Raw genomic sequence first — 25006 nt, forward strand, 5'->3', positions numbered from 1 at the left:
AGCCTATGTTTAAAAAAGTAATTTTAGCAGAAGATTTTGAAGAATTCAATTTAGCAGTCAAGCAAACTTTAAATGATTTGAATATTGTTGATTTTCAACATGCGAAATATTGTGATGATGCCTTAACAAAAATAAAAAGAGCTCTTCAAGATAATCAACCCTATGATTTATTAATTAGTGATTTATCTTTTAAAAAAGATCATCGAGAGGTAAAAATTGGCAGCGGCGACGAACTAATTCAAAAAGTTCGTGAGATACAGCCCAATCTAAAAATCATTGCTTATTCTATCGAAGATAAAAATCCCCGCATTAAATCCCTTTTTGAAAATTCCGAAATTGATGCTTTTGTATTAAAAGGCAGAAACAGTATTGTTGACTTGAAAAAAGCCATTCAGGTACTTTCTACCTCAAACGAGAAATTTATTTCTCCCGAAATCGCTTCAGCTTTACACGAAAAAAACAATTACGAAATTGATGATGTTGATATTAAAATCCTAAAATATTTGTCTGACGGAACTTCGCAGGATGAAATTATCGAAATATTCAAAAGTTCAGATGTAAAACCTAATAGTAAAAGTGCTGTAGAAAAAAGATTGTCTAAACTCAAAGACTTTTTTAAAGCCAATAACACCGTTCATCTGGTTTCAATTACAAAAGATATGGGGATTATTTAATCCATTCAAAATCTATTACTTAAAGCTCCTTCGGGGGCTTTTTTTATTTCTTGTTTTAAGCTGCAAATTATGGTTTTCCGTAATATACTGGTTTTGATTGGTTCTACTTTTGGATTATTAAAAACAAAAATCTAATTAAAAAAACCTTAAAATCATGAAACATTATTATGTCAACAACACCGCTCAGTCAAACAGCGATCATGAAGTTCATACTGATGATTGCCGCTATTTTGACAGTATCGTAAGTAAAAAATATCTTGGTCTTTATTCTAACTGTAAATCTGCAGTAGATCAAGCAAAAAAAACTTACTCCAAATCAAATGGATGTAAAACTTGTTGTAACGATTGTCATACAACTTAGTTATGGGCTTTCGATTTCAAAAAAGAGTCAAACTTGGAGGCGGACTCGGATTAAACATCAGCAAATCTGGTATCTCTCCAAGTTTTAGGACAAAGATAGGCACCTTTAGTAAAAACGGCTATTCTACCAGAACAGGTATTCCAGGAGTTCGATACCAAAACAGCGGTTGTCTTGTTCTAATTGTATTTACAGGATTTCTAACATTTTTAATTTATACACTTAAACTTTAATAATTATGGGATATCGAAAAGGATATTACAGAAAAGACGGAACCTACGTTCAAGGTCATTATGCCAACAACAGATCTAGATCTTTTTCAAAGAAAAACAGCGGATGCATGCTTTTAATTTTGGCTTTTATGACATTCATCTCAACAATTTCATGCTCAGAATCTGGAGGTTCAGAAGAAATTACTTCAGGATCAAATTCAGGATCAAACTGCCCTACTAAAACTTGTGGCGATTTTGCAACAAGAGCACAGGCACAAGCCGCATACAACAGTAATAAAAGCTGCTATAAAAATCTGGATGCAGATGGAGACGGAATTGTATGCGAAAGTTTAAAATAACACCCCAAAACTATGATAACATTAGAACTTAAAAGCCATTTCTTACGATTATATCAAATGGCCTTATCAGACGATCACTTTGATGTATTAGAATTACAGATGCTGTATCATTTTGCAGACGAGAGAGGAATTCCAAAAGAGGAACTTGATAAACTTTTCTCAAATCCTGTAAACACAGAATTCATAGTTCCAGAAGCTTTGAATACAAAAATTGAATACTTATACGATCTTACCAGAATTATTTGGGCTGACGGAAAAGTTACTGATGACGAGCTTAATATGCTTAGAAAATATTGTCGAAAATTCGATTTTATGGAAGAAAACATCAATGATTTGTCTGATTATCTTATAGATTGTGTGCAGCAAAACATTGGGAAAGAAGAAATTATTAGTCAACTAAACGCATAAACTATGAAAACACTTTCACAATTATTCAGTCTAAAAAAGGCTGATGATTCTTCTATTAGAGTTATAGAAGACAATGAAGAAGACAGAGAACAAATTAGGATTACTTATTATCAAAGCGGTTTTGCCGCATCTGTCAAAGCGACCGGAAAACCAATTGTTTTAAAAGCGTGCCTGCAAAATTTATATATGAGTTTTGAAGACCAGTGCCGAAAACAAAAAATGGAACAAGATAAACTGAAACAACCTTATCGCGAAGAACAGGAAAAAAACAGAACTGAACTTAAAAAATCTGAAGCAGCGATTGGTATTTACGAGAAAAAAGAACAGGATATTGATGATAATATCGGTCAAATTAAAAACGAAATCATCGAAGTAAAACGCAATCCTGACAAATACGGAATTGAAGAAGGAAAAGGTCTTAAGGCGCAATTTTACATTGGTTTAATTCTATTACTTCCTATTACCCTTTATGTTTTAGTTTTTTACATTTCTGCCTCTTACTCTGCTTTTTTCAAAGAATTTTCAAATGACAGTTTAACCGCAGCCATTTTTGATGCCGATGCTTTTACCAATGCTTTTAAAGCCAGCTGGCTCGAAGGTGTTTTGGTCGTCACAATTCCGTTTGTTTTTATGGGATTAGGCTATGTAATTCATATGGTGCAAAAAGGAAAAGGAATTAAAAATATTTTCAGTCTTATCGCGCTTTTTGCCATTACCTTTTTATTCGATTCTCTTTTGGCTTATATTATTGAGAAAAAAATATATGAATTTAACAAAACAACCGATTCTTTACCGTACAATTTAAACATCGCTCTGGGGGAACCTGAATTCTGGATGATCATTTTTGCTGGTTTTGTAGTCTACATAATCTGGGGCCTTGTATTTGATTTTGTAATGAAAGAATTCGAAAACATTGATAAAATAAGAGCTTTTATTAGAGGTAAAAAAGAAAACATACTTAACCTTGAAAAACTTAAAACAGAATATGCCAATAAAATAAATACTTTTAAAGAACAGATTGTCACTATAAATGGCAAAATATCTGAACTACAATTAAAAATAGATGGTTTTGTTTTTCCTGTAAAAGAATATCTGCATTATCATCATCAATACAAAGAAGGATGGTTTCAGGCGATTAATACAGAAATTGCTTTACCACATAAAGAGAAAGTGGAACTATTGGAAAGCTGCGAAAATTTATCCGAAGAACATCTTGGAAGACTGAATTTGGTGGATCCCGATTTTCAACATTTAGTATATTTTAAAAACTAATGCTATGAAAAAAAATATACTAAGAATCACAATGCCTTTATTATTGATTTTATTTTTTTCGTGTAAGGAAGAATCAAAAAATGAAGAAAAAGAAACTGCCGTTAAAAGTTCTGTTTCCGAAAACTATAATATCAGCATTCTAATTGATTTATCGGATCGAATAAGTCTCAAAAAAAATCCAAACCCAACTATGGAAATTTATCAAAGGGATTTAGGATATATAAAATCGGTTTCTGAAGCTTTTACCCAGCACTTAAAATCGAAAAGAATGAGACAGATCGACGACAAAATGCAATTATTCTTTAATCCTGAACCTGAAAATGCTGCAATCAATTCAATTTCAAAACAATTGCGAATTACAGTTGATAAAAATAATGCTTCAAAAGAATTATTAAATTCTATAAATGAGACCTATTCTTCAAAAACCGCATCTATTTATGAATCTGCAATTAAAGATGATAAATATATCGGTTCTGATATATGGAACTTTTTCGACAATAAGGTAAAAGATCAATGTATTGAAAAAGGTTTTAGAAATGTCCTGATTATTTTGACTGACGGTTATATGTTTTATGACGGAACACAAATCAAAGAAGGAAATTTATCCACTTATTTAACACCTCCCTTAATCAAACAAAATGGCTTAAATACCAATGATTGGGAGAAAAAATTTGATTCAGGAAATTTTGGTTTCATTAAAATCGACGCTGACTTATCAAATCTTGAGGTTTTAGTTTTAGGAATAAATCCTAACAAAAATAATCCGTTTGAAGAAAAGGTAATTAAAGCATATTGGAATAAATGGCTCTCTGAAATGAGAATAAAACATTTCGAAATTAAAAATGCCGACCTGCCGTCAAACATGGATAAAATCATCAAAGATTTTATTTTACAAAAAGATTAAAAAAAAAAAAAAGCAAAATCTACTTGTTTAAAGAGGAACTTCATTGTCCTCTTTTTTCTGTTTAAACCCGCCTCAGAAAAACTTCTTTTAAAAATATTGCAACCTATTACGGATTTCCATAAAATACTGGTTTTGATAGGTTTTACTTTTGGGTTATAATTAATTCAAATGCTAAGTAAAACTAAAAAATATGGAATATAAAGTAGTCCCATTCGTAGCTTCAATCGATCCTAAAAAAGGAACTTCAAATCATGTTGCTGAACAACTTGAAAGTTTAATAAAAACTTACACCAATATAGGCTGGGAATATGTGAGTTTAGAGAGCGTATCAACATTTGTTCATGCTGATAACGGATGTTTTGGATTTGGAGCCAAACCAGGTTACACAACAAATAATCAAATGGTTGTTTTTCAAAAAAAATGAAATTTTTCATCTTAATAACCATTCGTTTGTATTGGTTTTTAATTCCTCAATCTAGCAGAAAAAAATGCATTTTTAAAAAATCCTGTTCGAATTATGTTTTTGAAACAACTCAAAAGGAAGGTTTTATAAAAGGATTAAAAGCATTTCAGTTTAGATATAAAAATTGCAGAGGAAATTTTTCAATTTTCCAGAATCCTATTGACAATAAGATTCAGATGATCCTTCCTTCGCAGATTATTATTAATGAGGAAGAAATCGCCGAAAGACTTATTTGATAAACAATAAATAAATCCAAAAAATATCATACTATGGAAACCGCAATTCAACTAAAATCATTAGCAGAAAAAATAAATCAGCTAAAAGACAGAATTGAAACCGAAGAATCAACCAAACACGCTTTTGTACTTCCGTTCATTCATGTTTTAGGCTACGATGCTTTTAATCCACTGGAAGTCGTTCCAGAATTTACAGCCGATTTGGGACTGAAAAAAGGAGAAAAAGTAGATTATGCCATTTTTCAAAATGGAGAACCTATCATAATTGTAGAGTGCAAAAGCTGGAAAGAAAAACTTACGGTTCATAACTCTCAGTTATTCCGTTATTTTCATGTTACCAAAACACGATTTGCACTTTTGACAAACGGAATAACTTATCAGTTTTTTACTGATCTGGACGCACAAAATAAAATGGACGAAAAACCATTTTTAGAATTTGATATTACGAATCTGAAAGAAAATACGATCAATGAAATTACAAAGTTTCATAAGTCTAATTTTAATGTTGAAAATATTGTAAGCAATGCCAGTTCGCTAAAATTCATCAAAGAAATTAAAAAGCAGATAAATACAGAACTTGAAAATCCATCTAATGATTTTACAAAGTTTTTTGCTAATAAAGTTTACACCGGAAGATTGACTGAAAAAGTGGTTGATGAATTTAAAGATTTGGTTCAAAAATCATTAAATCAATTTATCAGCGAAAAAATCAATGATCGTTTAAATGCGGCGCTTTCCAAAGAAACGATTAAACAGCAAGACGAACAAATTGAAGTTGTTGAAGACGATAATAAAATTGTAACTACAGAAGAAGAATTGGAAGGTTATAGGATAGTGGTTGCTATTCTACGAAGAAAGATTCCCATAAAACGCATTGTATATCGTGATACTCAATCGTATTTCGGAATCCTTTTAGATGATAATAATCGAAAACCGCTTACAAGACTTCACCTCAACGGAAGTAAAAAATACATCAGTCTTTTTAACGATAACAAAACAGAGGTAAAGCTGCCTATTTCTTCTATTGATGATATTTATCAATTCGAAAAAGAATTATTAGAAACAATCGAAGTTTATGAAGAGCAAATTCAGGTATAAGTACTCATTTTAAAATACCGAATTCTATTTAGATTTATCACATCCTAGATTTTTATAAGCTAACCTAATACCACAACCGCCTATGTCAAAAAACTACCTCATCTTACTTTTATTATTTTCATTTTATTCCTGCGAAAAGTCTTCTGCCCCTCCTCCGTTACCGCAAGTAAATTCGTTTTACAAAACCGCTGTCACAGCGGACGACCGTAAAACCATTACACCGGAAGAGGCTAAAACGTATCATGTCAATAAAACATATCAATACGAATACCGAACCGGAAATCCAGGAAACTACGAATACAATTACGATGTAAAAGGAATTAATGAAAAAGGCGATTCGGTTTGCGGGAATATTAATGTACAGGGAAAATACGGCGCCGGAATTTTGACCGGAGATACCGTGGCCGAAATCGAAATTAATACAGAATGGGTCTCGTACGGAAAATTAAAAGCCGTTGATAAAAAAGGAAATCAATACAATTTAATTGTCAAATAAAACATATAATGAAACATACGCTGCTCTTACTTTTTGTTTTTTTAACCTCATTTCATCCGCCTGAAACGAACGTTTACATTTGCGGTTCTGCCGGAGCAAAAAAATATCACTATAAAGAAAACTGCCGCGGCTTATCGAGCTGCCGTAGTGAAACTGTAAAAACAACGATCAAAAAAGCACAGGGACTTGGCTTAACACTTTGCGGATGGGAAGACTAAAATCTTTCCATCTGTTATTTTTAATTATTTGATAATAATCACTTTACAATAAATTCACATTAGTTTTATTAATTTGATATAAAACTAATCGTTATGAAATTCTTTAACCTAAAATTTCTAGTATCATTCAAAGAATGGCTTTTTTTAAGAGCTATGCAATCTTCTTTCCTTCATTAATGAATCACAAATTAAATACGGAAAGTACATTTGAATGAATAAAATTGAAAACTCATTTTTGAACAAAGATCAGTTTGGACAAGATTTCTTGTGGGGTGTTTCAACCGCTGCTTTCCAAATTGAAGGTGCTCATGATGCTGACGGAAAAGGTTCGTCTATTTGGGATGTCTTTACTTCTCAAAAAGGAAAAATAAAAAACGGTCATCATGCTGCCATCGCCTGCGATTTCTACAACTCTTACCAATCCGATATTAACTTAATTCGCGATTTAAATATTCCTAATTTCAGGTTTTCGATAAGCTGGTCGAGAATTATGCCGACAGGAATTCATCCCTTAAATCAGGCGGGAATAGAATATTACAACAAAATTATTGACTCGCTTCTTGCTTCGGGTATTGAACCTTGGATCACACTGTATCATTGGGATTTACCCCACGCTCTAGAAGTTAAAGGCGGCTGGACAAATCGCGATTCTGTAAAATGGTTTTCTGATTATGTCGAAGTTTGTGCTCAATATTTTGGAGATCGTGTCAAAAACTGGATGGTAATTAACGAACCTTCTGTATTTACTGGAGCCGGTTACTTTCTTGGTATTCATGCTCCAGGCAAAAAAGGAATTACCAATTACCTAAAAGCCATGCATCATGTTACGCTGGCAACGGCTGCGGGCGCCAAAATACTACGAAATAGAATACCTGATGCCAATATCGGAACTACTTTTTCCTGCACACACATTGAGCCCGCAACAGAAAGTTCTAAAGATATTGAAGCTGCAAAACGAGTTGATACTTTACTGAACCGTACTTTCATTGAACCGATTTTAGGATTGGGTTATCCGCAGAAAGATCTTCCGGTTCTCAAAAAACTCAATAATTATATTCGCGAAGACGATCTTGATAATCTGGCGTTTGATTTTGATTTTATAGGCCTGCAATGTTATACTCGAGAAGTAGTAAAATATTCGCTGCTAACGCCCTACATTGGCGCTGAATTGGTAAGTGCTGAGAAAAGAAATGTAATTTCGACCGATATGGGCTGGGAAGTATATCCGCCTGCACTTTACCATGTTTTGAAGAAATTTAACGAATATCAAGGAATTAAAAAGATTATCATTACCGAAAATGGCGCTGCTTTTCCTGATACTGTTTCAAACGGAAAAGTATACGATATCAAAAGAACCCACTTTATCCAAGATCATCTGGAACAAATTTTAAAAGCCAAAAATGACGGATTAAACGTTGATGGTTATTTTGTCTGGAGTTTAACCGATAACTTTGAATGGGCAGAAGGCTACAACGCCCGATTCGGATTGATTCATGTTGATTTTGAAACCCAAAAAAGAACCATTAAACATTCTGGATTATGGTTTAAGGATTTTTTGTCTTAGAATAATTTACCTTGAATTTTAGTGCAAAGGGCGCTAAGGCGTTCGCAAAGTTCGCAAAGCTTTATTTATACAGCTTTGCGAACTTTGCGGTTAAATCAACGACATTAGAATTCAACTACTTAAATCTAAACGGATAAGACTGTTTTAAAATTCCAACATGAATTTTTCCATTTTGTTTTAAATGGGCCGTAACCATAATGTATTTTTCTTTAGGATACTCTATTTCGTAACTAAAGGTTGTATCTTTTGCTTTAACCTGCAAAAGATGTTTTCCGTCGTCTGAAATTGAAAGTTCGGCTTTCTCGTAGGCAGGCAGTGCATTGGTAGCTTTTAAGTTAATCTCTTGAACTTTCTCTTTATCCAAAAGTATTTCGAGCTTTAAATTGTCTAGTTTGCTATTGGTTGGCTGTTCAAACGCTACCACATATTTTTTGCAGCCCAAAAAGCATAAAACAATTAAAAGAAGTATAAGTTTTTTCATAAAAAATATTTTAAAACTGATGGTTATTGTAAATCAAAATCGATTTTAATGTTTTATAAATATAAGCATTTGAAATTTCTAAAAAAACATCCTTTAAAGGTCTCAAAATATAGCAGTTAACGGAACAGTTTTTCAGAAAAAAAAAAATTCAAAAAACAACCTTAAAATTCAGTCATTTCAGTGATTTACAATAGGTTTAGCCGATTTTTTTTCTTATCTTTATAGTGTAAATAACAGTAAATATATGCCGAAAAACTACCTATTTTATTTCCAGAATTACTTCTTAAAAAATCATTTTTTTTATCTATTAAAGCATTTTAATTTTCAAAATGCTCTTCATTCACTTATTCTTTTTTCTGTACAAAATTCAAACAGACAGAAGACACTGCAGCGACAACCCCAATTGCAGCCGTAATTACTTTCTTAGGATAGACTTTCTGAATTTTTTCTTTAGAAAATAAATCTTTAAAATCTAAAAAGAGATCTTCCAATTTAGGAGGCTCTTTTGACTCTTTCTTTTTATTATCCACAAAATCCTCATCCTCTATGATCTCATTCTTTAGTTCAGCTTCGCCTATTGGCCCAACTGCAGGTTCCATTTCTTTTGGTTCAATGATTCTGCATTTTTCTACAAATTTTTTAAAAGGTCGCGGCTGAAAATCGACCAGAACTGCTGCAAGATTAATCGCGTCAATATTCGACGGATCGGTTTCGCCTTTAAAGAAAGTTTCAATGGGCCTGAATTTATCTTTCTGCTCTTTAAACTTATTTTTTTGAGCATAATCAAAGTCAAGACCAAATAACGTTTTAAAAATATTTAAATCGTCTCGACTCGGATTATTTTCGAAAATAAGCCAGCATAAATCGCGGAGTTTTCCGCGCGAAGGACTGTATAAAAAATCAAAATACGCTCCCTCTTTTTCGGTCTCGTATTTAATTTTAATTGCCTTTTTATATTCTTCTAATGTATTATTCATTTTACCTTTTTTAGGAACTTCTTTTGACTCTGTAATTTTATTTTTCACTCAAATATTTTTTCTATGCCTTTACTTTCGACTTCTACAATTAAGCCTTACCAGTCCTTTCAATTTTTATTCCAAATTCTATATTATTCCTATGTTTTTTTAATAGATCGCAGCCAACTTTTTCCAGACTTATTGCATCTATTATAATATAGGTTTGTTTCGAATTAAATAAACAATTAATAAAAAAAATAAGCATTGCATTTTCGCTTTATTGGGAATTCATGGGAATTCACGGGAATCTCAGGAAAACACGGGAATTCTGGGAATTCCTCATCTACAATGCCCTCAAAGCGCCTTTTCTTTGCCATAGAAATTAGTTCAAGTTTTGTCTGCAGACTAAAACAAAAATAGAAAACTAGTTCTAATTATCAATGTGGAAAGCCGTAAGATCGAGTTTATTCGGGAAGTATAAATAACATCTTACAGTCTACACATATCACTTCCCTCAATCAATTGGTATTGCCGCCAATAAATTTCTGGATCTCGATCCGGACAGCAATACCTATGTCTAATTTCTAAATCAATAAAAATGAAAAAATTATTACTTATAAGCGCTTTTGCGTTGTTATTTACCATATTTTCTTGTACTCCTGATGAGTACGAGACTCCTGTAAAAACGGAAACTAAAAAAGATATCAAGCCTTTAAAATCTGGATATGCTGATGGTGATGGTCCTGGTGATAAAGGTGGTGTTGGTGGTAATACTCCACCGCCAACAGATGACTAAAAAATATGTTTTTAGTATCTAATAAATTACTATTTTCGGGGAAAGTAAACTTGTATGTTACGGTCCCCGATTTTTCTTTTTATTCTTTTCCTTTTTCTTTTTTCCTGTCAGGAAAAAGAGACCGTAAATCTTAATGAAGTGCCTGTAAGAAAAGAAGCCCTCGCATTACGTAATAAAGCAATTGAAAATTTAAAAAAACAAAATTACAATACTGCCTTTTATCAGTTCAACAAATCCAAAAAACTATATGAAGTTTTAAAAGATAGTGCTAACATAGGATACATACTCATACAAACTGCTTGTATACAACAGGTTAACGGAGACTATTACGGTAGCAAAGAAACTCTAACTGAAGCTTTGCCTCTTTTTAAAAAAAGAAATGGCTATACAGCTGACATATATAATATAATGGGAATTGCCGATAAAGAGTTAGGACTTTATGATGATGCTATTTTTTACTATAAAGAATCAATAAAAGATTATACAGACCCTATTGGAAAATCTGCCCCCATGAGTAATATTGGAACAGTCTATATCTTTCAGAAAAAATATGATAAGACAATTGCTATTTTAGAGTCAATTTTAAAAAATAAACTATTCTACAGCAAATCCATATCGTTTGACAAATCAAGAGATCTTGACAACTTAGGTTACGCTTATTTTAAAAAAGGAGTAGAAGAAAAAGGATTTCGTTTAATGAGTGAAGCTCTCTTAAAAAGAAAAGAAAACAAAGATATCTATGGAAGTATTGAGAGTTATTTGCACTTAGCTGATTATTATTCTAAAAAAGACCCTCAAAAATCTGATGAACATGCGATGGAAGCATATAAAATCGCAACCCGATTAAATAGTGTTGATGAAAGACTGGAAGCACTTCAAATTTTAATTTCTAATGATAATACTACTAAAACGCCTGCATACACGCAAAGGTATTTTACCTTAAACGACAGTATTATTAAGGTTCGAAATAACTTTAAAAATAAGTCGGCTAAAATAAAATACGATGCTAAAAAAGAAAAAGACGAAAATGAAAAACTGCGTCTGGAAAAAGCAGAAAACTTGTTATCCTTACAAAAAGCAAAATACCAGCGCATCGTTTTTGCAATTATTTTTGTCTTTTTAGTGATTTTAATAACCATTTTAATCCGTTATTTTAGAAATAAAAATAAGGCCATCAAAGTCAAAACTTCGTACGAAACGGAAACGCGTATTGCTAAAAAAATTCACGACGAATTGGCAAACGATGTTTACAACGTGATTGCTTTTACGGAATCCCAACCGTTGGCCGCCGAAAACACAAAAGAAAACCTGCTCCAGAAATTGGATGATATTTATTCTCGCGTGAGGGGAATTTCTAAAGAAAACAACAGTATTGAAACCGGTGCAGATTTTACTAACAACATCAAGGAAATGCTCTCGGCTTACAGCACCAACGAACAAAATGTTTTGATTAGTAATATCGAAAGTATTGAATGGGAAACTATTGATGATATTAAAAAAATTACCATCAGTAGAATTTTGCAGGAACTCATGGTAAACATGAAAAAACATAGTAAGGCCAGTCTTGCTGCAATAAAATTTGAAAACACTCCAAACGCTGTCTTAATAAACTACACGGATAACGGAAAAGGCTGCGAAACAACCAATCTTGCAAAAAGCGGTCTTAAAAACATGGAAAGCCGTGTTCAGGCTGTTAATGGGCATATTTCTTTTGAAACTGAAATAAATAAAGGTTTCAAAGCAAAAATAGTGCTGCCTAAATAAAAAAGCTTTTCAGTTTTTAAAGGCTTAGTTATTTTAAACGCAAAGTGCACTAAGAATTACGCAGCGTTTGCAAAGCTTTGAGTTTTGTTTAAAAAGATTAAAAAACTCTGCGCTTAAATTCAAAATTAAAGATCTCTGGAAATTACTTTATAAAAAAGCCTTTCAAGATTTTACTCTCAAAAGGCTTTTCACTACAAATTAACAGGCAAAATTATTTCCATCCGCCGCCCAAGTCTCTATAAACATGGACTGCAGCATTTAACTGTTCTTTTTTAGTATCCACTAATTCTAGTTTTGCTTCTAATGCATCTCTCTGTGTCATCAAAACTTCGAAATAATCTACACGTGCCGATTTAAACAAATCATTAGAAACATCAATTGAAGTATTTAAAGCCTCAACTTGTTTTGATTTTAAATCATACCCTTTCTGCAGGTTTTCTATTTTAGAAAGCTGTGTTGAAACTTCTAAATAAGCATTCAAAATCGTTTTATCATAATTGTATAAAGCTTGAAGCTGTCTTGCGTTCGCGCTAGAAAATTCTGCTTTAATGGCATTTCTATTGATCAAAGGCGCTACTAACTCTCCAGCAAGAGAATATAAAAGTGATTCTGGCATGGTCAACAAATAAGAAGGTTTAAAAGCCTGAACTCCAACTGCAGCAGAAATATCCAATGAAGGATAAAACTCTGCACGAGCCACTTTTACATCTAATTTTGCAGCAACCAATTCTAATTCGGCCTGCTTAACATCTGGACGGTTCATCAATAATTGTGATGGAATACCCGAATTAACTGCAGCTGGCAGCATAGCCAAGAAATCGTTGTGTGTTCTTTTTATTTCCTGCGGATAACGTCCTAACAAAAAATTGATTTTGTTTTCGTTTTCTTTAATCTGCTGTAAAATAGCAAACTCTAAACTTTTAGAAGTTAAAACTTCGGCTTCGAATTTTTTAACTCCAAGCTCAGTCGCTCTAGCTGCCTGCTTTTGTACTTTTACAATTTCTAATGCATTGCTTTGCAGCGTAATGGTTTGTTTTACAATATCCAGCTGCGTGTCTAAAGCCAATAATTCATAATACGAATCTGCAATCTCTGCAATTAGATTCGTAATTACGAAATTTTTTCCTTCAACAGTTGCTAGATAACGGTTTACGGCTGCTTTTTTAGAATTACGCAGTTTTTTCCAGATATCTACTTCCCAATTCGCGTAAGCGGCAATTGTAAAATCTCCAAGCGGATCTGGCGTTTCTACACCCGGTTTAATTTCTGTCGTTGCATCACCTGCACCTTGACTTGTATAACGTCCTACTTTTTCAACTCCTGCACCAGCACGAATTCCGGCAGTAGGAAGCAACAATCCTTTTCGAACTCGAATATCATTTTTTGCAATTTCAATTTCCTGCAAAGTCATGTTCAGCTCCTGATTGTTTTTTAACGCTGTATCGATCAATTCGTTTAGGTTCTGATCTTTAAAAAATTCTTTCCATTGCAGCGTTGCTGTATTGGTTGTGTCCTGACTTTTTAGTGTTCCAAAATCTTGCGGAACTGCAGCACTCAATGCATTGGTATTGGTCTCTGCCGCAGGAGCTTTACAGCCCGTTACAGCAAGACAAAGTCCTAATGCGACACTATATTGGTATAATCTAACTTTATACATGATTATTGTCGATTTCTTCTGTTAATGGATTTTCTTCTTCATGTTTTACCAATTTGTGTTTTTCAGCAATTTTGGCAAAGATGTAGTACAAGCCCGGAATTACAAATACACCGCAAATGGTTCCTACAAGCATACCGCCGGCTGCTGCAGTACCAATCGTTCTGTTACCGATTTTACCTGGACCTGTTGCAAATGCCAGCGGCAATAATCCGGCGATAAAAGCAAATGAAGTCATCAGGATCGGACGGAAACGTTCTTTTGCTCCTTCCATTGCAGCATCTAACACTGATTTTCCAGCGGCATGTCTTTGAATCGCAAATTCGACAATCAGTACGGCATTTTTACCTAATAATCCGATAAGCATTACCATGGCAACCTGAGCGTAAATATTGTTTTCTAATCCCGTTAATTTTAATAAAAGGAAAGCTCCAAAAATACCTGCCGGCAATGAAAGAATTACGGATAATGGCAGAATAAAACTTTCGTACTGTGCAGCCAAAACCAAATAAACAAATCCTAAACAGATCAGGAATACCCAAATTGCCTGATTTCCCTGTGCTACCTCATCGGCAGAAATACCAGCCCAGTCAATATCATATCCTCTTGGTAATTTTTTGGCTGCCACTTCTTGAATGACTTTAATTGCAGTACCAGAACTGTAACCCGGCGCAGCAGAACCACTAATTTGCGTAGAAGTGTACATATTGTGACGCGTAATTTCTGAAAGTCCGTATACTTTTTCTAATTTCATGAAAGCAGAAAAAGGCACCATTTCATCACGATCGTTTTTCACATACAATTTTAAAATATCATCTGGCTGCGCACGATATTCTGGAGAAGCCTGAACGATTACTTTATAGTTGATCCCGAATTTAATAAAACTAATCTCGTAGTTACTACCAACAAGAGTGGACAAAGTATTCATTGCATTTTCTATAGAAACGCCTTTTTGCTGTGCCAGATCATTGTCGACTTTCATCATGTATTGCGGGAAACTCGAGCTGTAAAAACTAAATACGTTTGATAATTCTGGCTGTTTGTTCAATTCTGCCACAAAATCATTGTTTACCTGTTCTGTTCTTTTGTAATCTACAGTACCTGTTTTATCCAGCAAACGAAGTTCAAATCCTCCGGCTGCACCATAACCAGGAACGGCAGGCGGTTGAAAGAATTCGATATTGGCTCCAGCAATGTCTTTAGATTTTTCTTCTAATTCCTTCATGATTTCGATAACAGAATGCTTTCTATCACTCCAATCCTTAAGATTGACCAAACAAGTTCCAGAATTGGCACCAGTACCCTCAGACAGAATTTCATAACCCGCTAACGAAGAAACAGATTTTACCCCATCTACACCTTCGGCAATTTTTTGCAGTCGCTCTGCAATGTTGTTTGTTCTTTCTAATGATGATCCTGGAGGTGTCTGGATAACAGCATAAAACATTCCCTGATCCTCATTCGGAATAAATCCAGAAGGAACAGAACTGCTTATCAACCAAGTCCCGGCACAGAATACCAAAAGAGCCACAACAGTAACTGCTCTCCTATTAACGATTTTACCTAACAGATTTTGATATTTGCCCTGAGCAAGATTAAACTTGTTGTTAAAACCATCTATAAACATGTTTACAGGGGTTTTCTTTTTAGGTTTACCATGATTGTTTTTAAGCATCATCGCACAAAGTGCCGGCGTTAAAGTTAAAGCCACAATACCCGAAAGAATAATTGCAGTTGCCATAGTCACAGAGAACTGTCTGTAGAATACTCCAACAGGACCAGACATAAAAGCAACAGGAATAAATACTGCCGCCATCAAGAAAGTAATCGCAATAATTGCCCCCGCGATTTCATGCATTGCTTTTTTAGTAGCTTTAAACGGCGAGAGATGTTCTTCTTCCATCTTAGCGTGAACGGCTTCGATAACTACAATCGCATCATCGACTACGACCCCAATTGCAAGTACTAAAGCAAATAGTGTAATTAAGTTCAATGAAATATCAAAGAATGTCATGAAGACAAATGTTCCCACCAAAGAAACCGGAACCGCAATTGCCGGAATAACCGTAGAACGCCAGTCTCCTAAGAAAAGGAATACTACTAAACCTACCAGAATAAAAGCTTCAACCAAAGTATGAATTACTTTTTCGATAGAAGCATCCAAGAATTTAGAAACGTCATACGAAATTTCGTAATCCATTCCTTTTGGAAATCTTTGTTTGATTTTTTCCAATTTAGCCTTAACTTCTTCGATAACCTGGTTGGCATTACTTCCAAACGATTGTTTTAATACGATAGCTGCAGATGGTCTTCCATTCAAATTAGAATAGATATCGTACATCGAGCTTCCAAATTCAACTTTAGCAACATCTTTCAAACGCAAAAGTTCTCCGTTTGGATTTGCTTTTACCACAATATTCTCATATTGTTCTTTTGTAGTAAAACGTCCAGAATATTTCAATACATACTCAAATGCCTGAGAACGTTTACCAGAACTTTCTCCCGTTTTACCCGGAGAAGCCTCCAAACTCTGACTTGATAATGCTTCCATTATTTCATCAGCAGAAATTTTATAAGCCAGCATACGGTCTGGTTTCAACCAGATACGCATGGCATATTCACGTGTTCCTAAAATATCTCCAGAACCAATACCATTTACCCTTTTTAATTCAGAAAGAACGTTGATATCGGCATAGTTATACAAGAACTTCATGTCTGTATTTTTGTCTGTACTGTAAAGGTTTACGTACATCAACATACTCGGTACTTCTCGGGTAATTTTGATCCCTTCTCTAATTACTAATGGAGGAAGTTTATTGGTAACCGAAGCCACACGGTTCTGAACATTAATAGCGGCTTGATTAGGATCTGTACCTAAGTTAAAGACCACTTTTATTGTTGCTTCACCATCATTTCCGGCATCAGAAGCCATATATTTCATTCCAGGAACACCGTTTAAGGCTCTTTCTAAAGGAATAACAACCGCTTTTACCATCAATTCTCCGTTAGATCCCGGATAATCTGCGGTAACATTCACCATAGGCGGCGAAATTGTAGGGAATTGTGTGATAGGCAGACTTAATACCGATAACACCCCTAAAAAGACAATGATCAGCGATATTACTATCGAAAGAACAGGTCTTTGAATAAATTTATTAAACATTTTAATATTTTTTAAATGATTAAATTAAATGGAAATCAATACGCAGTCAGTAAAATTTTAAGTGCATCATTTTACTGAATACTTAAAACTGATAACTGAATACTTCATTTACTCTGCTTTTAAGCGTAAATGATTCATTACCTCTTTAGGAGATTCGTAATCAAATTTAATCTGATCGTTTTCTTTAACTTTCTGAACTCCTTCCAGCAAGATTTTATCATTTTCTGTAATACCGCTTTTGATCACGAATAAATCAGGAATTTCACCCGTAATGGTGATTTCTCTTGAAGTTACTTTGTTGTTTTTATCGATCACAAAAACATATTTTTTATCCTGAATTTCGTAAGTCGCTTTTTGTGGAATCACAACAGCATTTTTAAGCGGAACATTCATTTGAACTTGTCCCGTTTCTCCGTTTCTAAGTAATTTACCTGGATTTGGGAATCGCGCTCTGAAAGCAATATTTCCGGTTTCGTTATTAAATTCACTTTCAATAACTTCTACATTTCCTTTTTCTTTAAAAATATCACCATTTGCCAATACCAGCGCCACTTTGTTATCTGCGCGGTCTTTGATATTAGTTTCGTACTGCAGGTATTCTGGTTCAGAAACGTTGAAATAAGCAAACATCTGACTGTTGTCTGAAAGGCTTGTCAATAATTCGCCTTCGTCAATTAAGCTTCCCAGTTTTAAAGGAATGCGGTCAATTGTTCCGTCAAACGGAGCTCTAATTTCTGTGAAAGACAAATGAAGTTTTGCCAAAGAAACTTCGGCTTTTGCAGATTGTAATTTGGCCTGAGCAACACTTAATTCATTTCTGGAAACGATATTTTTGTCTGCCAGCAATTTAGAATTCTGCAATTCGATTTCTGCAGATTTTTGTTCAGCCTGTGCTTTCAGCAATTCAGATTGATACATATTGGGCATGATTCTGAACAGCAATTGTCCGGCTTTTACATACTGGCCTTCATCGACGTAGATATTTTGTAGAAAACCTTTTTCCTGAGCACGGATTTCGATATTTCGAACAGATCTTATTTGGGAAACATAATCTTTGGTAAACGAAGTGTCAATTTTAACCGGATTGGTAACGGTAAATTTTTCAACTTCTTCTTTTTCTTCTTTTTTAGATGTACAACTAGTCAAGCACACCAAGGCGATTAAGCCTGTGAATAAAACAATTTTTCTCATGATTTAGTTTGGAAATTAAGCGATTGAATGCTTGGAATGAAAATTCCTTGGATGTTAAATGCATCAGAAAGCCTAAAGTAAGACCCTTAATTATCCTATAAGGAGAAGTAAAAAAACAAATCACAAGATAAGCAGGATCACCATTTGGCAACCGATGTTTTCTTGTAAATCAAATTCTTAATACTCTTTGAGTAATGTATAAAGGATTTGAATGCCCTGAAAAAGGCAGAGAAATTTTAAAGCGATTAGAATCATTCGCTGCAGACTGATCTGAAAGTGCCAGATACAAAATGTCTACCAAACTGTACGAATAGGCAAAAGACTTATTCGTAAGAGTTTTAACATCATCGCTTCCCAGAAGATCTTCTTCAATATCAACATCAGCATCTTCAATTATAGAAGAGCCTCGGTCTTGGCTGGTAAATTTTACGCGATGTTTGTGTTCAAAATTGTGGTGGTGAGAAGCGCCAAAAGTATTTGCATTCAGATATTGGCCTCCGCCGAGCAGAAGCATATTCATGAATACTAAAAATAGGATTAACTTTCTCATTTGGGTGCGAAAGTAATAAAAGATTAGAATAAAAAAAATAAAATAAGAAAGTCTTAACATGCAGCAGAAACGAAAACGTTTTCAGACAGCACCTTAGTTTTTACTTTGTGAATAAAAAACTACAAAATAAAAACAAGTAACTACATATCAAATACTTACAACCAAACTGACATGATTATGAATTCGACTCCCTCTTTTGTAAAAACCTCATTATTGGGTACCATTCCGAACTTTTTATAGAACTCACTTTTGCTTTTTCGGGCATTGCACCACACTTTTTTAATGCCTTTATCTTTAGCAAAGTTTAAAATAAACTGCAATAAACTTGTAGCAATTCCTCTTCCTTGAAAAGACTCTAAAGTTGCTAATTTTCTAAATTGCATTTCTTCACCAGAAATAAAACAGGAAACGATTGAAACCAATTTTTGTTCTATAAAAACACCAAAATGAAATCCTGATTGATCTTCTTCTAATTGCACAAATTCAAAAGGCATATCGGGCCACATTACTTCATGTCGAATCTGCCAGGTTTCGGATGAGTTAATTGCTTTTATTTCCATTTTTCTATTCTTTAATTCTGCCAAAAATAATGCATTTTACTATTAATAAGAAAACCTAAAAACATATGAGAGCAAAATGCTTTACAAAAAATCAAAGAAAAATAAATAAGTCAAATCATTCATTTTAAAGCAATTATGACTATTTTTATGTAGTAAAAAACAAACAAATACGTTATGAAAAAATTCGTTTTAGCAGTTTTCTTATTTATTTGTGCTAATGGATCTGCACAATTGATACAGATCGGACCACAGCTCTCTACCAATATTACTTCTGTAAGAACAGATAATTTCAGCTCAGATCATACCAATACCGGAATTGGTTTTGCCGCTTTTGCGCGTGTCAATCTGCTTCTTTTTTATGCTCAAGGCGAATTTGGTTATGCAAAATCTAATTTCAGCGTTTATCAAAATAATATTGGTGAAACCGAATTTGAACTCGCAGGAACAGATGCTTCTCTTATTGCCGGATATAAATTATTACCATTAGGAAAAGCAGGTAATGTCCGTCTTTTTGTGGGGTATAATTGGAAAAATTATTCGGATATAAAAACGAGCAACAGTTTAAACACTATTCCATTAGAAAAGAATAATCACAGTGTTCTTGGCGGTGTCGGCGTTGATGTCTGGAGGTTTACGTTTGACGTAAGGTACCTTGCTGGACTTACTGACATTGATAGTTCTGACAGAGAAGTAAAAACAGGTGTAACTAATCTATCGCTAGGATTTAAGTTTTTATAAACAGAGCTTCATAAAAAAAGGGAATCTTACGACTCCCTTTTTGCTTTTTATATTTTAATGTAAAAACGTTCCTGATTATTGGTGGTGATTTTTTCAATACCACCATCTTTTTGAACCGCAACATTTATAACATGAAGAACATTTAATTTGTCATTAATTGTACAATTCCAAATTGTTCCGTCTGATAATACAATCTCAGAATAAAGAGAAGCTGAGCATTTATCACTGTATACCAGATTTTCTGTTTTTAGCAGCTTTTTTTGATTTGTTTTTTTATTTAATTCATAAAAAACAATTTCGTTTTCACTGATCTCGATGATTTCGTCAACTTCAGACTGACTCATGGTACTAGCACTCGCACTTGCCCATAATGGCTGATTACCAGCTTTTTTCCAAGTTCCAATTACTTGCGTAATAATATTTTTTCTTAAAATTTCTCTCAAAGAATCAACTTTCTTAATTGATTCTTTACCAATTTCATTTTCTGGTTTGAGTTTGGCAGCTAAATAAAATAAGTCAATAGCTTTGACAAAATCAGCTTTCTTGTAATAAGAAACCGCTAACTCATACTTACCTCTCTGGAATGCAGATTTAGGGTCATTCTGCGAAAAAACATGAGAAGTAACTAACAAAACGATAAAAAGAACGTAATTTTTCATTAATATAGTAGGTTTTGGGATTCCCTGCAAACCTACATTAAAAATCTATATTTTCTTACGCTTTTCCGTATTTTTTCATTATTTAAAAAGGTTCTAAACAAAAAAAATCTTTCTTAACAGAAAGATTTTTTTTACAGTATTTAATGTGTTTTTATTTTGCTGGCCAACTGTTATTTCGGGGTGTTGCATCCATAAAGATACCCCCGTCAAGCTGTACTTCTTTAATTTTTTTCGTGTTTTTCAAAACTATTTTAACAGTCTTTGGGTTCTTTTCCCAAATTGCAGGGGTTTGATGAATCGTTTCTTTTGAGTTATCAAAGTAAGTAATGTTGACATCAAACGGAATAGCAAAACCACCAATATTTTCTACTGTAATTACTTTATTATCTGTTGAAACACTTTTTACCGCTAGATCCAAATAGGAATTCGAAAAAAACCAATTATTAAAAAACCAATTGAGATTTTTGCCTGTCGCGGTATTAAAAGAATTAAAATAATCCCAAGGAATCGGATGTTTACCATTCCACGTATCCATATAATGATGCAGTGCTTTTTTGAATCCATCGTCGCCTAACATATCTTTTAACGCTAAATACGATAAAGAAGCTTTTCCGTAAGAGTTATTTCCATATCCAGCTCCCGAAACTTGGGTTGACATGGTAATGATAGGCTGATCTTCTTCTGTAGAACGATCATTGATATAGCCTTTTACTCTAAAATCCTGGTAAAATTTATCGGCAGCTTCTTTGCCATGTTCTGCAATTCCGATTAAATATTCGAAAGTTGTTGCCCAGCCCTCGTCCATAAAAGCATAACGCGTTTCGTTGATCCCCATATAAAAAGGAAAATACGTGTGCGCTACCTCATGATCCTGAACCAATTGAGCAAATTTTGCATCTCCCATCTGCGAATCGTTGCACATCATCGGATATTCCATATCGGCAAAACCTTGAAAAGCGGTCATTTTTGAAAACGGATACGGAACTCCCGGCCAGTTGTTAGAAAACCAATCCAAAGCATATTGATTGTTCTTTACCGAATTTACAAAATCGGTTCCTTTTATATCGTATGCGGCTTGTACACTTGCGCGACGGTTGGTTTTCTTGTCTACTATAACACTGCTGGCATCCCACAAATAGTGGTCGCTTAATCCAAAACATACATCTGTGATGTTTTTAGCTTCAAATTTCCAGACATTCCAATCGTATTGTTTGGTCACAACGCCATTCTTCATTTCTGTTTCATTTGCAATATGCAGCACTTCATCTGTCGTGTACGATTTCTTTAATCGCGAGGCAAACTCCGGCTGCAAAACCTCATCCGGGTTTAATAAATCGCCCGTTGCATATACCACATAATTCTTTGGTGCTTTTACCGAATAAACGTAATCATTAAAATCATTATAAAATTCCTGACGGTCTGTATGGGGTAATCTATCCCAGCCGTTATAATCATCAAAAACCGAAACACGCGGATAACTGTAAGCCACAAAAAAAGTAGTCTCATCGATCTGCCCTTCTCTGCCGCTTTCTTTAGACAAAGGATAACTCCAATCTATAGTAAGGGTGGTTTTTGAATTGGGTAAAATGGCTTTCTTAAGTTTTACATTTCCTACTGTACCCCAGTTTTTTGCGTCTTCTTTATAAACTTCATTTTCAATTTTTAAAGACGTGATTGTAAGCCCTTCGCTTAAAAAATCATCACTTACAAGACTCCCGCGAGGCGCCGCAGGTTTATGAAGATTATTCACAAATCGGATTACGATATTTCGCAGCGTATCTTTACTATTATTTTGATAAACAATAGTTTCTGTCCCGCTTACCAATTTCGTTTTAGGATCAACGGTAATTTCCATTGTATATTTTCCGTGATTCTGCCAGTAGTTTTTTCCGGGATTTCCGTCTTTCGAACGAGTTCCTTTTGCGTAAGCTTCTTTTATGTTTCGAGGCATATAAAGCTCTTGGGCAAAATTAATTTGGGTAAAAAGAACAAATACTAGTAATGCAAAACGCAAAATTTTCTTTTTCATCATTATTCTCAGTCTTTAAAATGTTTTTGGTATTTAATTAGTGGAGATTTTTCTGTAAATGTTACACACAGGGCGTAAATTTAATATTTTAATCTTCAATAATGAAATAGTCAATTTTAAATTCTAAATCCCAATCTAAAAATCTAAAATAAAAAAACCGTCTGTCTCAAAAACGAAACAGACGGAATTTACAAATACTATATAACTTTGATAACTACAAAATATAATCGGTGTTAATAAAATTAGATTCTTTGCTGTTAAGCAATTCCTGCAGAATTTCATTATTATAAGCAATATCTTTTGAAGCTACAAACGTACGGATTGAGAAAGAACGCAAAGCATCTGGAATACTTAAAGTTCCAACAGCAGAATCTTTTCTTCCTGTAAACGGGAAAGCATCCGGTCCTCTTTGGCAAGAACTATTTAAGTTTACGCGGCAAACTAAATTTACTAATGCATCTATAAGCGGTGCAAGAGTTTTAATATCTTTTCCAAACAAACTTACCTGTTGTCCGTAATTAGACTCAGCCATATCGTTTAATGGTTCTTTGATGTCTTTAAAAGAAATTACCGGAATTACAGGTCCAAACTGCTCTTCATGATAAACTCTCATTTCTTGGTTTACTGGAAACAAAACAGCAGGGAAAATATAATTATCAGTATGTTTTCCTCCTTTTTCATTTAAGATTTTTGCTCCTTTAGCAGTAGCATCATCAATTAAACCTTGAATATATTTTGGTTTCTCTGATTCTGGAAGCGGTGTTAATGAAACGCCTTTTTCCCATGGATTTCCAAAAGTTAAAGCGTCTACTTTTTCAGAAAAACGTTTGTTAAATTCTTCTGCGATAGACTCGTGAACATAAAGTACTTTTAAAGCTGTACAACGCTGTCCGTTAAAAGATAATGTACCCGCAATACATTCTTGAATAGCCAAATCTAAATCGGCATCTGGAAGAATAATGGCTGGGTTTTTAGCTTCTAAACCTAAAATTAAGCGCAGTCTGTTTTTGTTCGGATGCTGATCTTGTAAGGCAATAGCCGACTTACTGTTTCCAATTAAGGCTAAAACATCGATTTTACCCGATTTCATTATTGGCGAAGCTACTTCACGGCCTCTTCCGTATACGATATTGATTACTCCTTTAGGAAAACTGCTTCTAAAGGCTTCTAATAATGGCGAAATACACAATACACCATGCTTTGCCGGCTTAAAAATTACGGTATTTCCCATAATCAAAGCTGGAATTAATAACGAAAAAGTCTCGTTTAAAGGATAGTTGTAAGGTCCAAGGCACAAAACAACTCCAAGAGGTCCGCGGCGAATCATAGCGTTTACGCCTTGCACTTTTTCAAAATGCGAACTGCGTCCGTTTAATTCTTTATAACTTGCAATAGTATCGTAAATATATTCTACAGTTCTATCAAATTCTTTTTGCGAATCGCCCAATGATTTTCCGATTTCCCACATCAAGTATTTTACTACTTCTTCGCGGGTTTCTTTCATTTGCTTCACAAAGTTTTCCATGCATTTTATACGGTCTGCCACTTTCATTGTCGGCCATAAGCCTTGTCCCATGTCATAAGCAGCAGTAGCGGCTTCTACAACTTCAGTAGCTTCTTTTTCTGCCATAAAAGGAATAGAGCCTAATAAAGTAGGCGAATATTTTTCTGTCGAAGAAATAGTAGAAAAAACAGGTGTAGTCTGTCCTGTCCATTGTTTCAATTCTCCATTTACAAGATACGTATCTTGGTTTATCAGCGTATTAATCTGATATTCTTCTGGTATAAAACTCATAATTTTGGTAATTTAATAGGTCTGGTAATTCGTTTAAAAAAGAAAAAAGAGGCTCTTATATGCCTCTTCTATTGTATTTATGGTTGTATGGTCTCGCCTTCCCAATCCAGAATACCACCAAGCAGATTATAGGCATTATTAATACCTAACTCATTCATTATCTGACATGCTTTAGCACTTCTGGCTCCAGAACGACAATACACATAATAGTTTTTATTTTTATCTAATTCTTCGATTTCATAAATAAAACCCTGACCTTTATTGATATCAATGTTTACTGCATTTTCAATATAGCCGTCGTTAAATTCGTCTTCAGTTCTTACGTCCAGTATAACTGCATTCTCGTCAGCAGCTAGCTGATTAACCCAATCTTCTTGTGATAAATTCATAATAATGTGTTTTTGTAAA

General features: G+C 34.0%; 27 protein-coding genes. 16 read left to right on the forward strand and 11 right to left on the reverse strand.

Annotated elements, in window-relative coordinates; translation table 11 throughout:
* The first annotated feature begins 5 nt into the window (after positions 1-5).
* From C4F50_RS18105 to C4F50_RS18165, 13 genes are all read left to right on the forward strand, one after another.
* Positions 6-674 (forward strand): response regulator, encoded by a 669-nt coding sequence (locus tag C4F50_RS18105; RefSeq protein WP_194140056.1) that lies wholly within the window; start codon positions 6-8, stop codon positions 672-674.
* Positions 675-828: 154 nt separating this feature from the next.
* Positions 829-1035 (forward strand): hypothetical protein, encoded by a 207-nt coding sequence (locus C4F50_RS18110; protein ID WP_194140057.1) that lies wholly within the window; start codon positions 829-831, stop codon positions 1033-1035.
* Positions 1020-1265, forward strand: a complete 246-nt coding sequence (locus tag C4F50_RS18115; protein ID WP_194140058.1) for a DUF4236 domain-containing protein — start codon at positions 1020-1022, stop codon at positions 1263-1265. The genes C4F50_RS18110 and C4F50_RS18115 overlap by 16 nt, the downstream gene beginning before the upstream one ends.
* Positions 1266-1270: 5 nt before the next feature.
* A complete protein-coding gene (locus tag C4F50_RS18120) occupies positions 1271-1603 on the forward strand; it encodes an excalibur calcium-binding domain-containing protein (protein ID WP_228012078.1) in 333 nt (110 codons plus the stop codon).
* Positions 1604-1615: 12 nt separating this feature from the next.
* On the forward strand, positions 1616-2011 hold the full coding sequence (locus tag C4F50_RS18125) for a tellurite resistance TerB family protein (RefSeq protein ID WP_194140059.1): 396 nt from the start codon (positions 1616-1618) through the stop codon (positions 2009-2011).
* 3 nt (positions 2012-2014) lie between these two features.
* Complete coding sequence (locus tag C4F50_RS18130) at positions 2015-3283, forward strand: ABC transporter permease (protein WP_194140060.1); 1269 nt, start codon at positions 2015-2017, stop codon at positions 3281-3283.
* Positions 3284-3287: 4 nt separating this feature from the next.
* On the forward strand, positions 3288-4187 hold the full coding sequence (locus C4F50_RS18135) for a hypothetical protein (RefSeq protein WP_194140061.1): 900 nt from the start codon (positions 3288-3290) through the stop codon (positions 4185-4187).
* A 190-nt stretch (positions 4188-4377) separates the two neighbouring features.
* Entirely contained in the window at positions 4378-4611 is a 234-nt protein-coding gene (locus C4F50_RS18140) for a hypothetical protein (RefSeq protein WP_194140062.1), read from the forward strand.
* Positions 4608-4886 carry a membrane protein insertion efficiency factor YidD gene (yidD, locus tag C4F50_RS18145; protein ID WP_194140063.1) on the forward strand — a complete coding sequence of 93 codons (279 nt, stop codon included), beginning with the start codon at positions 4608-4610 and terminating at the stop codon, positions 4884-4886. The genes C4F50_RS18140 and yidD overlap by 4 nt, the downstream gene beginning before the upstream one ends.
* A 33-nt stretch (positions 4887-4919) precedes the next feature.
* A complete protein-coding gene (locus C4F50_RS18150) occupies positions 4920-5984 on the forward strand; it encodes a type I restriction endonuclease (RefSeq protein ID WP_194140064.1) in 1065 nt (354 codons plus the stop codon).
* A gap of 82 nt (positions 5985-6066) precedes the next feature.
* The gene (locus tag C4F50_RS18155; RefSeq protein ID WP_194140065.1) at positions 6067-6480 is read left to right on the forward strand and encodes a hypothetical protein; all 414 of its coding nucleotides are present in this window, start codon (positions 6067-6069) and stop codon (positions 6478-6480) included.
* Between the two features lie 8 nt (positions 6481-6488).
* A complete protein-coding gene (locus tag C4F50_RS18160; RefSeq protein WP_194140066.1) occupies positions 6489-6698 on the forward strand; it encodes a hypothetical protein in 210 nt (69 codons plus the stop codon).
* Positions 6699-6909: 211 nt separating this feature from the next.
* Positions 6910-8262 (forward strand): GH1 family beta-glucosidase, encoded by a 1353-nt coding sequence (locus C4F50_RS18165; RefSeq protein WP_194140067.1) that lies wholly within the window; start codon positions 6910-6912, stop codon positions 8260-8262.
* A gap of 115 nt (positions 8263-8377) precedes the next feature.
* On the opposite strand, the gene C4F50_RS18170 is transcribed toward C4F50_RS18165, so the two are convergent.
* Both C4F50_RS18170 and C4F50_RS18175 read right to left on the reverse strand, forming a co-directional pair.
* The gene (locus C4F50_RS18170) at positions 8378-8743 is read right to left on the reverse strand and encodes a hypothetical protein (protein WP_194140068.1); all 366 of its coding nucleotides are present in this window, start codon (positions 8741-8743) and stop codon (positions 8378-8380) included.
* Between the two features lie 344 nt (positions 8744-9087).
* A complete protein-coding gene (locus C4F50_RS18175; RefSeq protein WP_194140069.1) occupies positions 9088-9720 on the reverse strand; it encodes a hypothetical protein in 633 nt (210 codons plus the stop codon).
* A gap of 577 nt (positions 9721-10297) precedes the next feature.
* On the opposite strand from C4F50_RS18175, the gene C4F50_RS18180 reads away from it, so the two are divergent.
* Together C4F50_RS18180 and C4F50_RS18185 are read left to right on the forward strand one after the other, a co-directional pair.
* Entirely contained in the window at positions 10298-10495 is a 198-nt protein-coding gene (locus tag C4F50_RS18180) for a hypothetical protein (protein WP_194140070.1), read from the forward strand.
* A gap of 138 nt (positions 10496-10633) precedes the next feature.
* The gene (locus C4F50_RS18185; RefSeq protein WP_348537018.1) at positions 10634-12259 is read left to right on the forward strand and encodes a tetratricopeptide repeat-containing sensor histidine kinase; all 1626 of its coding nucleotides are present in this window, start codon (positions 10634-10636) and stop codon (positions 12257-12259) included.
* A gap of 211 nt (positions 12260-12470) precedes the next feature.
* Here the strand turns inward: C4F50_RS18185 and C4F50_RS18190 are convergent, their stop codons facing one another.
* The 5 genes from C4F50_RS18190 to C4F50_RS18210 form a co-directional block, all read right to left on the reverse strand.
* Positions 12471-13916: a TolC family protein gene (locus C4F50_RS18190; protein WP_194140072.1), complete on the reverse strand. Its 1446-nt coding sequence runs from the start codon at positions 13914-13916 to the stop codon at positions 12471-12473.
* Positions 13909-17076, reverse strand: coding sequence for an efflux RND transporter permease subunit (locus C4F50_RS18195; RefSeq protein ID WP_194140073.1), 3168 nt, complete (start codon positions 17074-17076; stop codon positions 13909-13911). Before C4F50_RS18195 ends, C4F50_RS18190 begins: the two co-directional genes overlap by 8 nt.
* Positions 17077-17184: 108 nt before the next feature.
* Positions 17185-18267 (reverse strand): efflux RND transporter periplasmic adaptor subunit, encoded by a 1083-nt coding sequence (locus C4F50_RS18200; protein WP_194140074.1) that lies wholly within the window; start codon positions 18265-18267, stop codon positions 17185-17187.
* Between the two features lie 169 nt (positions 18268-18436).
* A complete protein-coding gene (locus tag C4F50_RS18205; protein WP_194140075.1) occupies positions 18437-18817 on the reverse strand; it encodes a hypothetical protein in 381 nt (126 codons plus the stop codon).
* A gap of 155 nt (positions 18818-18972) precedes the next feature.
* A complete protein-coding gene (locus C4F50_RS18210) occupies positions 18973-19377 on the reverse strand; it encodes a GNAT family N-acetyltransferase (protein WP_194140076.1) in 405 nt (134 codons plus the stop codon).
* A 174-nt stretch (positions 19378-19551) separates the two neighbouring features.
* Between C4F50_RS18210 and C4F50_RS18215 the strand changes: the two genes are divergently transcribed.
* Positions 19552-20115: an outer membrane beta-barrel protein gene (locus C4F50_RS18215; protein WP_194140077.1), complete on the forward strand. Its 564-nt coding sequence runs from the start codon at positions 19552-19554 to the stop codon at positions 20113-20115.
* 47 nt (positions 20116-20162) lie between these two features.
* Here C4F50_RS18215 and C4F50_RS18220 read toward each other — a convergent pair whose 3' ends face one another.
* The 4 genes from C4F50_RS18220 to C4F50_RS18235 form a co-directional block, all read right to left on the reverse strand.
* Positions 20163-20774 (reverse strand): hypothetical protein, encoded by a 612-nt coding sequence (locus C4F50_RS18220; RefSeq protein ID WP_194140078.1) that lies wholly within the window; start codon positions 20772-20774, stop codon positions 20163-20165.
* Positions 20775-20925: 151 nt separating this feature from the next.
* A complete protein-coding gene (locus C4F50_RS18225) occupies positions 20926-22803 on the reverse strand; it encodes a M1 family metallopeptidase (protein ID WP_194140304.1) in 1878 nt (625 codons plus the stop codon).
* Positions 22804-23017: 214 nt separating this feature from the next.
* The gene (locus C4F50_RS18230) at positions 23018-24598 is read right to left on the reverse strand and encodes an NADP-dependent glyceraldehyde-3-phosphate dehydrogenase (protein ID WP_194140079.1); all 1581 of its coding nucleotides are present in this window, start codon (positions 24596-24598) and stop codon (positions 23018-23020) included.
* 77 nt (positions 24599-24675) lie between these two features.
* Positions 24676-24987, reverse strand: coding sequence for a rhodanese-like domain-containing protein (locus C4F50_RS18235; protein WP_194140080.1), 312 nt, complete (start codon positions 24985-24987; stop codon positions 24676-24678).
* Positions 24988-25006: the final 19 nt, after the last annotated feature.

This window comes from Flavobacterium hungaricum (assembly GCF_015182285.1).
Lineage (GTDB): Bacteria > Bacteroidota > Bacteroidia > Flavobacteriales > Flavobacteriaceae > Flavobacterium > Flavobacterium hungaricum.